This window comes from Alphaproteobacteria bacterium, from assembly GCA_030740435.1.
Classification (GTDB): domain Bacteria; phylum Pseudomonadota; class Alphaproteobacteria; order UBA2966; family UBA2966.
Window position 1 is genome coordinate 1 of sequence record JASLXG010000149.1, and the last position, 12,514, is coordinate 12,514.

Consider the following 12,514-nt stretch of genomic DNA (forward strand, 5'->3'; position numbering starts at 1 on the left):
TTGGTCGAGAACTATTTCGCCAAGATCAAGGAATTCCGGGGCATTGCTACGCGCTACGACAAAACCGACACAAGCTATGCCGCAAACTTGAGCCTCGTCGCCACCATCATTGATTTGCGTTAATTGTCAACGGACCCTAGAGCAGCGCCCGGTTAGATTTACCCATTCTGATACCCTGCGGCGGGTCCTTTTGATCCGAGGCGGCGTCGGCGGGCTTGCGTGTAGTCCCACTACACGCTGAGCCCACCTCCTACCCTCGGAGCAAAATGCCTCCGTCAGAATGGGTAAATCTAACCGGGCGATGCTCTAGGGCGTGACGTTGAACGACAGCAGCACGAGATTGCCGTCGGCCAAAACATATGCGACGCGCGGCGTCGGATCGATCTCGCTGGCAAACACGACGATTTCGGAAGCGATTTCGGTTTCGTGGTCGACTCGTGCCAGTTCGGCGAAGCGACGGGCAAAACTGACGATGCGCAGGCTGCGCCTGTGGCTCGCCGGCACCAACAGGTCATCGACGCTGTCGCCGTTGACGTCGAGGATGGCGGCCATGCCGAGCTGGCGCGAGCCCATGGCGTGGTTGGAAAAGCCGCCTTGCCGCGCCACCGGCCTGAGCAGCCCGGCTTCGAGACGGTAGAGCGTGAGTTCGCCGCCGATGTGGGGCGTCACCACGGCTGCCACCTCGATGCGTCCGTCGCCGTCGAAGTCGCCGGCGCCTATGGGATTGAGCCAGCGCCGGGGCCGGCCGATGGGCGGCGACTGGCCCAGCAGCCTGAGGCCGCCGACGCCCACCGTGTAGGCCGCCAGGGCGGCGCCGCGCGCCAGGTAGGAGCGCACCACGACGAGGTCGTCCTGGCCGTTGCCGTCGACGTCGAGCAGCCTGGGCGCCAGGTCCTCGAAGACTGAGCTCGGACCCAGCACGGTCTCCAGCCGGCGGCCGTCGGCCAGTTCCACCATCAGGCCGCCGGCCTCGATGGCATCGCCCAGCACACCGTGGTCGTAGCGCCCCGTGGGCCGGCTCAGCCAGGCCGCGCGGATGCGGCCCGGGCCCTGGCTGACGCTGCCCTGGGGCAGCATGCCGGGGCGCCCGGGCGCTGGGGCGCGGGGCTGGTCCTGGCTTTCGAAGGAGATTTTTCCCTGGTCGAGACGCAGCCGGGCCCAGCCGGCGCCCCCGTCGCCAGCCCTGCCGATCAGCGCCAGCCCGTCAAGATCGCTTTCCAGGCCGGCGACGGCAAAAGGCAGCGGCGCGCTCTCCTGCTTGAGCTGCAATTCAGCGCCCGCCGCCGGCAGTGCCAGCAGCCCCAGCAGCAGCGCCGCCAGCGCCTTTTCGTGCTGTCTCAATTTAGGGCTTCACTGCTGTGCTTTGGGGTTGGCCGGGCTCGACCGTCATCACCGTCCGCGGGCCGCAATGCGTCAACACCGCCAACAAGTCAGCCGACGCCAGGGCGACGCAGCCCTCGGTGGGGCCCCAATCGGGGCGGGCGACATGCAGGAAGATGGCGCTGCCCAGGCCCGGCACCACGGGATCGTCGTTGAAACCCAGCACCACGATGACATCGTAAAGCCCGTCTTCGCGCCAGAGTTCCTCGCAGCTTGCCGCGTAGGGCAGCCTCACCTGGCAATTGTAGGCCCCATCGTCGGCAGCGTCGCACCAGCCGTCTTGGGGGCTGAGCGGGACGGCTGCCAGGCCGCCGGCCGGAGCGGCCAGGCGGTCGGGCCGGTAGAGCAGCCGGCGCAGCGGCCAGGTGCCGGCCGGCGTGATGCCGTCGCCCTCACGCTTTTTCGTGGCTATGCCGCCGCGTCCCAGCGCACAGCGATAGCGCCGGCCGGCGCACTCCAGCACCTCGTCTCGAACCAGGATCATCGACGGAGTTTAGCGCCTGGTGTGGGCTGTTGCTACGCGCCGCCCGCCTGGGGGGCGGCAAAAAGGCCGCGCAGACGCTGGTTGCTGCGGTAGGCCTCGTGGCCTTCATGGAGGCGCGGCCCGGGACCGGCGGCGGCCACAGGGGCGGCCACAGGGGCGGCCGGAAGGGCAGCCGGTGGCGCCGCCACGGGCGCGGCCGGCTGGCGCAGGTTGGGCAGGTAGGAGACGAAACTCGGCGCCCGGCCTGGGGGCGGCAGGGCCGAGGTGGTGATGCTTTCGGCCCCGGCCGTGGCCCCGGCCGGAGCACCATTCAAGGCCTGGGAGCGGCGCAACCGCGCCAGGCGCTCGGCGATGACACGCGGGTCCTCGCCGGTCAGCTTGGCCAGGCGGGCCGCCTTGGCCAGGTCGTCGTTGACGTAGCTGGCAGCCGATGGTGCGCCGCCGGCCAGGGCGGCGACGGCCTGGCCGGACTGCTTGGCGCTGCCGGGGCCGCCGGGGGCGCTTTGGGCGCGGCGCAGGTGGGCCAGGCGCTCGGCAATAATCCGCGGGTCGTCGCCGGTCAGCTTGGCCAGGCGGGCCGCCTTGGCCAGGTCGTCCTCGGAATAGACGGCGGCCGGAGCGGCTGCCGGAGCGGGCGCGGCAGCAGCCTGAGCAGGCGCTGGCGGGGGTGTCTTGGCAGCCACTGCGACGGCGGTGGAACCGCCCGTGGCGGTCGGCGGCTGGGCCGGATCGGCATCGGGCCAAGCGCCGGCCACGGTCGTCGGGCTGGTGGCATCGCCGTTGTTGATGGCCCGGGCCAGGGCCGTGGTGGCGCTGCTGTCGCTGTCGAGCAGCGCGATCAGATGGCCGCCCAGGTCGCTGCCGGTGGTCTCGTCGACCGCCGTGTTGATCAGGGCCGCGACCAGGCCGAGCGGCCCGCCATAGAGACCGCCGCCCAGCATACGCGAGGCCGGGGCGATGTCGTCGCCGGTGACGGCACGGTAGAGCGAGGACAGGATGGGCACGTGCTGCAGCGGATTGACCAGATCGACCAGGTCGCCAAAGGTGAAGCCGTCCTCGCCCCAGAGGCCCGTTTCGGCACCGTCCGGGGTGTCGTCGAGACTGGCGAAGGCATCGGGGGCGTTGTTGGCGGCGTGGGCGAAGACATCGGTCTCGGCCGGAAAGACGTAGCTGGTGCTGGCGGGGTCGACGGTCATGGCGCTCCTCGGGTTTTGGTGCGCAATCCCCGCGCCAAGAATTTTTGTGTAATATCAATGGATTAAGATTGCTTCAGGAGGGCAGAAAGTCCCTTTCCGGCAAGTTCTTCCGCCCCACCCGGCAAAGCCGGTGGCGGGCCGCTTTTTCGGCCTTTACAGCAGATGCCCCGAACGCTGGCGTTTGGTGGCCAGGTAGCGTTCGTTGTGGGCGTTGGCGGGAAAGGCGTGGGACACGCGTTCGCTGACTTCGATGCCGAAATTCTCCAGGCCCAAGACCTTTTGCGGGTTGTTGGTGAGCAGGCGCACGCGTTCGTACCCCAGCCCGCGCAGCATTTCGGCAGCCGCCAAAAAGAGCCGCTCGTCGGCCTCGAAACCGAGCCTCAGGTTCGCCTCGACGGTATCATAACCCTGATCCTGCAGGCGGTAGGCGCGCAGCTTGTTGACCAGCCCGATGCCGCGGCCTTCCTGCGGCAGGTAGAGCAGAACACCGCCCTCCTTGGCCAAGGCCTCGAGGGCACCGCGCAACTGCTGGCCACAATCGCAGCGCAGCGATTCCAGCAGATCGCCGGTAAAGCATTCGGAATGCAGCCTGACCAGCACCGGCTGGTCGCGCGGCGGCTCGCCGACCACGATGGCCAGGTGCTCGGCGCCGCCGTCGGGCGGCCGGAAGGCCACCACGCGGCAGTCCTCGGCCGCTGCCAACGGCACCCGGGCCGAGCTCACCTGGCGCAGCGCCCGGGCCGTGCCCGCCTCGTAGGCCTCGATCTCTCCGGCCGCCACCGCCAGCAGATCGTGCTGCACCAGCCAGGCCGGGTCGACCTTGTCGAGCGGCACCAGCAGCGCCGCCGGCAGCAGTCTCGCCAGCTTGATCAGCGCGATCGCCGCCAGCGCCGTCGCCGGGGTCCGGCGGATCACCTTGAAGGGGCCGCGCAAGGGGTGGTCGAGATCGGCGGCGGGATCGGCCAGGGCGCTGACCAGGGCGGCATCGAAGCGCGGCTCGTACTCGACCAGCACCACCGGCGCCACCTGCGGCCTGATTTTCAGCACCTGGGCCCGTTCGGCGGTCAACGCCAGTTGCACCTCGCCCAGCCGGGTCAGTTCGGCCAGGCCCTCTTCGCTGGCCTGTTCAGCCGCCAGCACCACGTAAGGCTGGTCGCCGCCGACCACCACGGCCAGTCCGCGCCTGAGTTCACCGACGGCGCGCTCGACCGCACGGCGGCCGCGCCGGCCGCGGCCCGCTTGCGGGTCATCGCTGGCTGTCCTTGGCATGCTTCGTCCTGTGTCCTTTTCGGCGCTCAATAAACGCTCTCTGGCGTCTGGCCGCAAGAAAAAGAGCGCCCCTTGCCCGGGTACTCGCCAGGAGACACAATCCGCTCCAGTCAAGGGGACGAAACATGCTCTATCGCGATTACGATCAAGCCGGGCTCGACGCCCAATATAACATGCGCCTGCAAAATCCCGACTTTCAGGACCATTTAGACGCCTGGGCCGAACGCAACGCCGCCACGCGAGGGCGCCTGGATGCCCGTCTCGACCTGGCTTATGGCTCCTCGATGGCGGAAACACTGGACGTATTCGTGCCGGCCGGCGCCTCAGATGCACCGCTTCACGTCTTCATCCACGGCGGTTACTGGCAGTCCCGCGACAAGCACGACTTTTCCTTCGTGGCCGACGGCCTGGTGGCCGCCGGGGCCATCGTCGTGGTGGTCAACTATGCCCTGGCGCCCACGGTCGGGATGGACGAGATCGTGCGCCAGAACCGGGCCGCCGTAGCCTGGACCCGGCGCCACGCCGGCGACTTCGGCGGCGATGAAGAACGCCTTTACGTCTCGGGTCATTCCGCCGGCGGCCACCTGACGGCGATGCTGCTGGCCACCGACTGGCCCGCCTTCGATGGTCTACCGGCTGACACCGTCAAGGGTGGCCTGGCCATCAGCGGTCTTTACGATCTCGAAGCCATCCGGCTTTGCTATCTCAACGAGGTGCTGGGCATGGACGCCGCCGCGGCCGCCCGCCTCAGCCCCCTCGACATGGCGCCGGGCAGCGGCGCGTGCATCGTCGCCGTGGGCGGCGGCGAGACGGACGAGTTCCTGCGCCAATCATCGAGCTTCGCCGAGCGCTGGCGCCAGGCCGGCGCCACGCTGGAGGAATTGGTGCCGCCGGGCCACAACCATTTCACCATCATGAACCTGCTGGCCGACAACGACGGCACGTTATGTGCCGCGGCTTGCCGCCAGATGGGCCTCACCGGATGAGCTCAGATCGCCCCGGCGCGTCAGTTGTAAGTGCTTGAAATTTGTAGCAGTATCGGGTTACGAGGGGGCACGAAGCCAAGTCTCGGAAGGGCGCGATGACAGCGGCCAAGAACGTTTTGCTGGTTGACGACGACGAGGCCCTGCGCCAGTCGCTGGCCGAGCAGTTGGATCTGCACGAGGAATTCGTTTGCGCCCAGGCGGCCACCGGCGGCGAGGGGCTGGAGTTGGCCAAGAGCGAGCACTACGACCTGATCCTGCTCGACGTCGGCCTGCCCGACCTCGACGGCCGCGAGGTCTGCCGCATGATGCGGCGGGGCGGCGTGCGGGCCCCGATCATCATGCTGACGGGATCCGATTCCGACGCCGATACCATCCTGGGGCTGGAATCGGGGGCCAACGATTACATCACCAAGCCTTTCCGGCTGGGCGTCCTGGTGGCCCGCATGCGGGCCCAGTTGCGCCAGCACGAGCGGTCCGAGGACGCCGTCTTCACCATCGGCCCCTATTCCTTCCGGCCGGCCGCCAAGCTGCTCGTCGACGTCGACGTCGACAATGACGGTGCTGGAGGCCGGGGCAAGGTACGGCTGACCGAGAAGGAAACCGCCATCCTCAAGTACCTCTACCGCACCGGCCCCAAGGTGGTGGCCCGCGATACCCTGCTGGCCGAGGTCTGGGGCTACAACGCCGGCGTCACCACCCACACCCTGGAGACCCATATTTATCGCCTGCGCCAGAAGATCGAGCGCAATCCTTCCGAGGCCGTGCTGCTGGTAACCGAACCCGGCGGCTACCGCCTGGTGCCCTGAGCGGCGGACTTAGGCCTTTCACGGCCTATATCTCTGGGGCAGAATGCAAACCGGTCGGTCTCGCAGACCTCGCACAAGGGGGGCCTTTTGACCTCATCGCAGGAATTTTCCGTGCGCTTCTGGGGCGTTCGAGGAAGCGTGGCGTGTTTCGATCCCTCGATAACGCGCTACGGCGGCAATACCTCGTCGCTCGAGGTTTGGTGTGGCGATCAGGTATTGCTGCTCGATGCCGGCACCGGCATGCGCTATCTCGGCCAGGGGCTGGACCAGTCCAAGCCCATCGAGGCCGACGTCTTCCTCACCCACACCCACTTCGACCACGTCTGCGGCCTGCCCTTCTTCGGCCCCTTCTTCAACCCGGCCAACCATTTCAAGGTCTGGGCCGGCCACTTGGTGCCCGAGCACACCATCCAGCAGGTGATCTCGGACATGATGATCGCGCCGCTGTTTCCGGTGCCGCCGGAGATCTTCGCCGCCAATGTCGAGTTTTGCGACTTCAAGGCCGGTGAGACCATGGAACCCAGGCCCGGCATCACCTTGAAGACCTTGCCGCTCAACCATCCCAACCGGGCCACCGGCTACCGCGTCGAGTTCGCCGGGCGCTCATTCTGTTACGTCACCGACACCGAGCACGTGCAGGGCGAAACCGACGAGAACATCCTGGAATTCATCAAGGACGCCGACGTCGTCGCCTACGACGGCATGTACACCGACGACGAATTCCCCAAGTTCATCTCCTTCGGCCACTCGACCTGGCAGGAGGGGCTCAGGCTGTGCCAGGCCGCGGAGGTAAAAAAGTACGTGCTGTTTCACCACGAACCCAACCACGACGACGACTTCCTCGATGCCATCGGCGAAGAACTCGAGCGCCTGGCCCCGGGCTCGGTAGTCGCCCGCGAGGGGCTGGTGCTCGAGATTTGAGCCGGCCATGAGGGGGCGCCGCCTGGCGCTCGGGCTGGCCACCCTGCTGGGCATCCGGCGCCAGGGCTTTTTCATTCCCTATCGCTATGCCGACCAATTGCCCGCGCCCGGCCGGCTGCCGCCCTACGCCGCCATGGCGGCGAGGCTGGCCCGGTGCAGCCCGGCCATGACCCAGGTACTCGACTGGATCAACGGCTATGCTGCCGATCTCGCGGCCATCGGCGGCCAGCCGCCGCCGGCACCACGTTGGGACCAGGACTGGTTCCCCCGCCTCGACGCCGCCGCCGCCTACGCCCTGGTGCGCCAGCTGCGGCCCGGGCGCATCGTCGAGGTGGGCTCGGGCCATTCCAGCCGCTTCCTGGCCCGGGCCATCGCCGACCAGGGCCTGGCGACGCGGCACCTCGCCATCGACCCGGCGCCGCGGGCGGTGCTGCGGGGACTGGAAATCGAGCTTTTGCGCTCCACCTTGCAAGACGCCGGTCTGGCGCCCTTCGAGGCGCTCGAGCCCGGCGATTTCCTGGTCGTCGATTCGAGCCACATTCTGATGCCGGGCAGCGACGTCGATGCGCTGCTGGGCCGCATCCTGCCGCTGCTGCCGGCTGGCGTCGTGCTTCATTTCCATGACGTCTTTTTGCCCGACGACTATCCCGCCGACTGGGCCTGGCGGGGCTATAACGAACAAAACGCCGTGGCGCCGCTGATGGCGGCCCATGAGGTGCTGTTCGCCAGTCATTTTGCGCTGGGCCACTTGGCCGCCGCCGAACGGCCGGCGATTAGCGGCCTGGAGCTGGTGCCAGGCGCCTTTGAGAGCAGCCTCTGGCTGCGGCTCCGGGGCGCCCCCTCATGACCGGCCGGCTCAGCCATTTTCTGTTCGGCCCCCAGCTTGCCGGCCAGCCTCCCGAACGCGTGCTCCAGGCCATCGCGGCGGCCCGCGGCCAGAGCGAGATCCTGATCGGCTGGGTACAGCTCGGCGTCGTGGCCGCCTTCGGCACGCTCTATGCCCTGGCGCCCAAGACCTTCGAGCCCGACGCCGAGTTCGTGCCGGTACCCTGGGCGCTGGGCCTCTATCTGGGATTCACGCTGCTGCGCTTGGCGTTGGCTTATCGCCGTACCCTGCCGGGCTGGTTCCTGGCGCTCTCGGTAATCATCGACATGGCCTTGCTGATGGGCCTGATCTGGAGCTTCCACATCCAGTACATGCAGCCGGCGGCGATCTTCCTCAAGGCGCCGACGCTGCTTTACGTTTTCATTTTCATAGCGCTCCGGGCGCTGCGTTTCGAGCCCGGCCTGGTGCTGCTGGCCGGTGCCGCCGGGGCAGTGGGCTGGCTCGGGCTGGTGCTGGCGGTGCTAGGGAGCGGCAGCGAGGTGACGCGGGATTACGTCCATTACCTGACCTCGAATAGCGTGCTGGTGGGCGCCGAGTTCGACAAGGTGATCTCGATCGCCGCCGTGACACTGATCCTGGCGCTGGCCATCGAGCGTGCCAACCGGTTGTTGGCCCGGGCCGCCAGCCAACAGGCGGCGGCCGCGGACTTGTCGCGCTTTTTCGCCCCCGACGTGGCGCGCCAGATCACCGAGGCCGAGGAACGCATCGAGCCGGGCCACGGCAGCGAGCTCGAGATCGCCGTCTTGATGATCGACATCCGCGGCTTCACGGCGTTCTCCGCCGCCGCCGCCGCGGCGGACGACGTGATGGCGCTGCTGGCCGAATACCAGCGCCGCTTGGCACCGGTCATCCGGCGCCACCAGGGAAGCATCGACAAGTTCCTGGGCGACGGCATCATGGCCACTTTCGGGGCCGCGCCGCGCACCGACGCTTACGCCGCCGACGCCGTGCGGGCGGTCGACGAGCTGCTGGCGGTGGCCGCCGACTGGCAGGCCGAGCGCGCCGCGTTGGGCCACCCGCCCTTGGGCATCAACGCCGCCCTGGCCGTGGGGCCGGTGATCTTCGGCGCCGTCGGCGACGAGCGCCGGCTGGAGTACACCGTCATCGGCGAGCCGGTGAACCTGGCGGCCAAGCTCGAGAAACACAACAAGACCGCCAGCGTGAGGGCGCTGACGACCAAGAATTCGTATGCCCAGGCCCAGGCCCAAGGGTATCGGCCACCGGCCGCCAAGGCGGAACTTCCGGGCAGCACCATCGAAGGCTTGACCGAGCCCGTCGATTTGATCGTCCTGGGCGATTAGGGATACTGCGCCTATCATAGCCCGACCCCGTTCCGTACCAGCAAGGAGCCCCCCCGTGAGTTATGCCAATGTCGAAATCGAATCCCGCGGCACTGTCGCCATCGTGCGCTTCGACCGCAAGCAGAACCTCAACGCCTTCAACCAGGAACTGATCCTCGAGCTCACCGACGTGGCGCGGAGCTTCCAGGACGACACCGAGACCAGGGCCATCGTGCTCTCGGGCGCCGCCGACGGCTTTTCCGCCGGAGCCGATCTGCGCGACGCCAAGAGCTGGGAGAAGCTCGACAACGACGTGGCGCTGCGCCAGCGCTTCTACCGCGGCGTCAAGCTTTGCAAGGCCTGGGAAGAGTTGCCCCAGATCACCGTGGCGGCCATGGAAAAGTTGAGCGTCGGTGCCGGCGTGGCCCTGGCGCTGGCCTGCGACTGGCGGGTGCTGGCGCGTGACGCATTTTTGTATGTGCCCGAGGTTAAGATCGGCCTCAATCTGCAATGGAGCGCGCTGCCCCGCCTGATCACCCTGGTCGGCCCGGCCCGGGCCAAGCGCATCGTTATTCTCTGTGAGCGCATGGGCGCCGAACAGGCCCTCGACTGGGGCCTGGTGGACGAGTTGAGCGACCCCGGCGCCAGCACCGAAGGCGCGCTCGCCCTGGCCGAGGCGGCCGCCAGCATGCCCCACGCCACCGTCTGCATGATCAAGGAGGCGGTCAACGCCACGGCCAACGCGCTCAATCACGTCTCGGCCTACGCCGACGCCGACCTGAGTCAGTTGACGGCCGGCTTCCAGGACGCCATCCAGGCCCGCGAAACCTTTGCCGACTGACACGAAAGGAACCGCAAAATGCGTCTTGCCTCATTCATCAAGGACGACACCGCTTCCTACGGCATCGTCAGAGACGACGGCATCGTCGATGCCGGGCGGCGGCTGGGAGCGAACCTGCCGACGCTGCGCCAAGCCCTCGGGGACCTCGACCAAGTGCCCGCGCTGGCCGGCGAGGCCGCCGACTTCGCCCTCGCCGACGTCCAACTCCTGCCGCCGATCCCCGACCCCCACAGGCTGCTGTGCATCGGCGTCAACTACCGTAAGCACGTCGAGGAAGTGGGCCACGAGGTGCCGGACTATCCTTCCATCTTCGCCCGTTGCCTCGACAGCATCGTCGGCCACGGCGCCGACCTGGTGCGCCCGACAGCCTCCAGGCAATACGATTTCGAGGGCGAATTCGCCATCGTCATAGGCAGCGGCGGGCGCCACATCCCGGCCGAAAAGGCCTACGACCATGTGGCCGGCTATACCTGCTTCCTCGACGGCTCGATCCGCGACTTCCAGTTCCACACGCCGACCCCCCACGCCAGCAAGAACTTCTGGCGCTCGGGCGCCTGCGGCCCCTGGATGGTAACCCGCGAGGCCATGCCCGAACCGCCTGAGCTCACCCTGACGACGCGCCTCAATGGCGAAGTGATGCAGCAAAGCGGCGTCGCCGACCTGATCTTCGACGTGCCGGAACTGATCGCCTATCTTTCCACCGTGGCGCCCCTCTACCCCGGCGACATCATCAGCACCGGAACCCCCAGCGGCGTCGGCCTGGCCCTCGACCCACAGGTCTGGATGAAGGCCGGCGACACCATCGAGGTCGAGATCACTGGCATCGGAACCTTGAAGAACTGCGTGGTCGACGAGGCGGATTTGGCCTGATTGGCGGCTAAAGCGCCGCACTCGGCCGCGCACTCACCGCTTCATACCAGCGCTGGGCGTTGGCGGCACCGTCGGGGATGCCCATCTTGAGCCAGCGGGCGAAGTCGACCACCACCAAGAGGTCGATATCGGCCACCGAGAAACTGTCGCCGGCGACGAAGGGTTTTGTTCCGATCATGTCGTCGACGGTATCCAGGAAGCGCTCTACCCGCAGCCTGCCGCGCTCGGCCAGTTCGGGGATTTGTTGGTAGCCGTGGGGGCCCGTCAGCGCCCGCCCCGCCATGGGCTTGGCGACGTTGCGCAAGGCCTCGCCCATGGCCGCCATGCCGTCCGTCTCGATGCGCCACTGCCAGTTGGCGATCAGGCCTTTTTCCAGGGGCGTGCTGCCCATCAGCGGCGGTTCCGGGTGCGCCGCCTCGAGGTAGTGCCAGATGGCCACCGTGTTGGTAAGCGTGGTGCCGTCGTCGAGCACCAGTACCGGCAGCGTGCAATAGGGGTTGATGGCCTGGAACTCGGGCGCCATCTGCTCACCGTCGCGGATGCTGATTTCCACCGTCTCGGTGTCCAAACCCTTCTCGGCGATGAAGATGCGGGCGCGGCGCGGCGAGGGGGCGGTACTGCAGTCATAGAATTTCATGGTTCCGATCTCCTTCTCAAATCCCGCCGTTCTCATCGGGCTTGGGCTTGGGCACCTCGGCCTGGCCGGCGGCGATGACCTCTCGGCGGATGCGCCGGGTACGAATAAAGAGCTTTTCCAGCACCTCGCCCTCGCCCCAGCGGATGGCGCGCTGCAGCGCCGCCAGGTCCTCGTTGAAGCGGCCCAGCACCTCCAGCACGGCGTCCTTGTTGTTGACGAAGACGTCGCGCCACATGACCGGGTCCGAGGCGGCGATGCGGGTGAAGTCGTGAAAGCCACCGCCGGCGTACTTGACCACCTCGGAGCCCGAGACCGAGCCCAGGTCATCGGCCGTGCCGACGATGTTGTAGGCGATCAGGTGGGGCAGGTGCGAGGTTACCGCCAGCACCAGGTCGTGGTGCTTGGCGTCCATGATCTCGACGTTGGAGCCGGCCCGGCGCCAGAATTCGGCGACCTTGTCCACCGCCGCTTCGTCGCAGCCCGGCGTCGGCGTCAGGATGCACCAGTGATTCTCGAAAAGCGAGGCAAACCCCGCCTCGGGCCCGGAATGTTCGGTGCCGGCCACCGGGTGGGCGGGCACGAAATGCACGCCTTCGGGCATGTGCGGCGCCACGGCGTCGATTACGGCCTGCTTGACCGAACCCACGTCGCTGACGATGGCACCGGCTGCCAGGCCGGGCGCCAATTGCCGGGCGATATCGCCGCAAACGCCTACGGGCGTGCAGATGACCACCAGATCGGCGCCGGCCGCGGCTTGGGCCGGATCGTCGCTGGTGCTGTCGACGATGCCGAGCTCGGTTACCGTGTCCAGCGACGCCTGGCTTTTGGCGCAGCCCACGACATGGCCGGCCAGGCCATCGCGCTTGATCAGCCGGGCCAAGGAGGAGCCGATCAGGCCGACGCCGATCAGGGCGACGCGTTCAAACAGCGGCACCGGCGAGGCGGGATCGCTCACCGG

Annotated in this window: 14 protein-coding genes; 8 read left to right on the forward strand and 6 right to left on the reverse strand. The window is 67.7% G+C overall.

From position 1 onward, the window contains the following. Positions 1 to 123, forward strand: a 123-nt coding sequence (locus QGG75_15105; GenBank protein MDP6068561.1) for an IS5/IS1182 family transposase, incomplete at its 5' end; no start/stop codon positions are given. 183 nt (positions 124 to 306) lie between these two features. On the opposite strand, the gene QGG75_15110 is transcribed toward QGG75_15105, so the two are convergent. The 4 genes from QGG75_15110 to ribA all read right to left on the reverse strand — a co-directional run bounded on the left by QGG75_15110 (position 307) and on the right by ribA (position 4,329). Continuing rightward, on the reverse strand, positions 307 to 1,341 hold the full coding sequence (locus QGG75_15110) for a VCBS repeat-containing protein (GenBank protein MDP6068562.1): 1,035 nt from the start codon (positions 1,339 to 1,341) through the stop codon (positions 307 to 309). 1 nt (position 1,342) lies between these two features. Then, positions 1,343 to 1,864: a L,D-transpeptidase family protein gene (locus tag QGG75_15115; protein MDP6068563.1), complete on the reverse strand. Its 522-nt coding sequence runs from the start codon at positions 1,862 to 1,864 to the stop codon at positions 1,343 to 1,345. A gap of 32 nt (positions 1,865 to 1,896) precedes the next feature. Continuing rightward, positions 1,897 to 3,060: a hypothetical protein gene (locus QGG75_15120; GenBank protein MDP6068564.1), complete on the reverse strand. Its 1,164-nt coding sequence runs from the start codon at positions 3,058 to 3,060 to the stop codon at positions 1,897 to 1,899. Between the two features lie 153 nt (positions 3,061 to 3,213). Continuing rightward, positions 3,214 to 4,329, reverse strand: a complete 1,116-nt coding sequence (gene ribA, locus QGG75_15125; GenBank protein MDP6068565.1) for a GTP cyclohydrolase II — start codon at positions 4,327 to 4,329, stop codon at positions 3,214 to 3,216. A gap of 125 nt (positions 4,330 to 4,454) precedes the next feature. Between ribA and QGG75_15130 the strand changes: the two genes are divergently transcribed. From QGG75_15130 to QGG75_15160, 7 genes are all read left to right on the forward strand, one after another. Continuing rightward, on the forward strand, positions 4,455 to 5,315 hold the full coding sequence (locus QGG75_15130; GenBank protein ID MDP6068566.1) for an alpha/beta hydrolase: 861 nt from the start codon (positions 4,455 to 4,457) through the stop codon (positions 5,313 to 5,315). 95 nt (positions 5,316 to 5,410) lie between these two features. After that, a complete protein-coding gene (locus QGG75_15135) occupies positions 5,411 to 6,121 on the forward strand; it encodes a response regulator transcription factor (GenBank protein ID MDP6068567.1) in 711 nt (236 codons plus the stop codon). A gap of 111 nt (positions 6,122 to 6,232) precedes the next feature. Further along, positions 6,233 to 7,042, forward strand: a complete 810-nt coding sequence (locus tag QGG75_15140) for an MBL fold metallo-hydrolase (protein ID MDP6068568.1) — start codon at positions 6,233 to 6,235, stop codon at positions 7,040 to 7,042. Positions 7,043 to 7,049: 7 nt separating this feature from the next. Next, positions 7,050 to 7,889: a class I SAM-dependent methyltransferase gene (locus QGG75_15145; protein MDP6068569.1), complete on the forward strand. Its 840-nt coding sequence runs from the start codon at positions 7,050 to 7,052 to the stop codon at positions 7,887 to 7,889. Next, on the forward strand, positions 7,886 to 9,229 hold the full coding sequence (locus tag QGG75_15150; GenBank protein MDP6068570.1) for an adenylate/guanylate cyclase domain-containing protein: 1,344 nt from the start codon (positions 7,886 to 7,888) through the stop codon (positions 9,227 to 9,229). Before QGG75_15145 ends, QGG75_15150 begins: the two co-directional genes overlap by 4 nt. 55 nt (positions 9,230 to 9,284) lie before the next feature. Further along, positions 9,285 to 10,049, forward strand: coding sequence for an enoyl-CoA hydratase/isomerase family protein (locus tag QGG75_15155; GenBank protein ID MDP6068571.1), 765 nt, complete (start codon positions 9,285 to 9,287; stop codon positions 10,047 to 10,049). 18 nt (positions 10,050 to 10,067) lie between these two features. Beyond that, positions 10,068 to 10,919, forward strand: coding sequence for a fumarylacetoacetate hydrolase family protein (locus QGG75_15160; GenBank protein MDP6068572.1), 852 nt, complete (start codon positions 10,068 to 10,070; stop codon positions 10,917 to 10,919). Between the two features lie 7 nt (positions 10,920 to 10,926). Here the strand turns inward: QGG75_15160 and QGG75_15165 are convergent, their stop codons facing one another. Continuing rightward, on the reverse strand, positions 10,927 to 11,556 hold the full coding sequence (locus QGG75_15165; GenBank protein ID MDP6068573.1) for a glutathione S-transferase family protein: 630 nt from the start codon (positions 11,554 to 11,556) through the stop codon (positions 10,927 to 10,929). Positions 11,557 to 11,572: 16 nt separating this feature from the next. Beyond that, positions 11,573 to 12,511, reverse strand: a complete 939-nt coding sequence (locus QGG75_15170; protein ID MDP6068574.1) for a prephenate/arogenate dehydrogenase family protein — start codon at positions 12,509 to 12,511, stop codon at positions 11,573 to 11,575. Between the last annotated feature and the right edge of the window lie 3 nt (positions 12,512 to 12,514).

What these genes read in the sequence shown, in the direction of transcription:
- QGG75_15115 (MDP6068563.1), bottom strand. Translation starts at nt 1,864, where the DNA reads ATGATCCTGGTTCGAGACGAGGTGCTGGAGTGCGCCGGCCGGCGCTAT.
- QGG75_15120 (MDP6068564.1), bottom strand. Translation starts at nt 3,060, where the DNA reads ATGACCGTCGACCCCGCCAGCACCAGCTACGTCTTTCCGGCCGAGACC.
- ribA (MDP6068565.1), bottom strand. Translation starts at nt 4,329, where the DNA reads ATGCCAAGGACAGCCAGCGATGACCCGCAAGCGGGCCGCGGCCGGCGC.
- QGG75_15130 (MDP6068566.1), top strand. Translation starts at nt 4,455, where the DNA reads ATGCTCTATCGCGATTACGATCAAGCCGGGCTCGACGCCCAATATAAC.
- QGG75_15135 (MDP6068567.1), top strand. Translation starts at nt 5,411, where the DNA reads ATGACAGCGGCCAAGAACGTTTTGCTGGTTGACGACGACGAGGCCCTG.
- QGG75_15145 (MDP6068569.1), top strand. Translation starts at nt 7,050, where the DNA reads ATGAGGGGGCGCCGCCTGGCGCTCGGGCTGGCCACCCTGCTGGGCATC.
- QGG75_15150 (MDP6068570.1), top strand. Translation starts at nt 7,886, where the DNA reads ATGACCGGCCGGCTCAGCCATTTTCTGTTCGGCCCCCAGCTTGCCGGC.
- QGG75_15160 (MDP6068572.1), top strand. Translation starts at nt 10,068, where the DNA reads ATGCGTCTTGCCTCATTCATCAAGGACGACACCGCTTCCTACGGCATC.
- QGG75_15165 (MDP6068573.1), bottom strand. Translation starts at nt 11,556, where the DNA reads ATGAAATTCTATGACTGCAGTACCGCCCCCTCGCCGCGCCGCGCCCGC.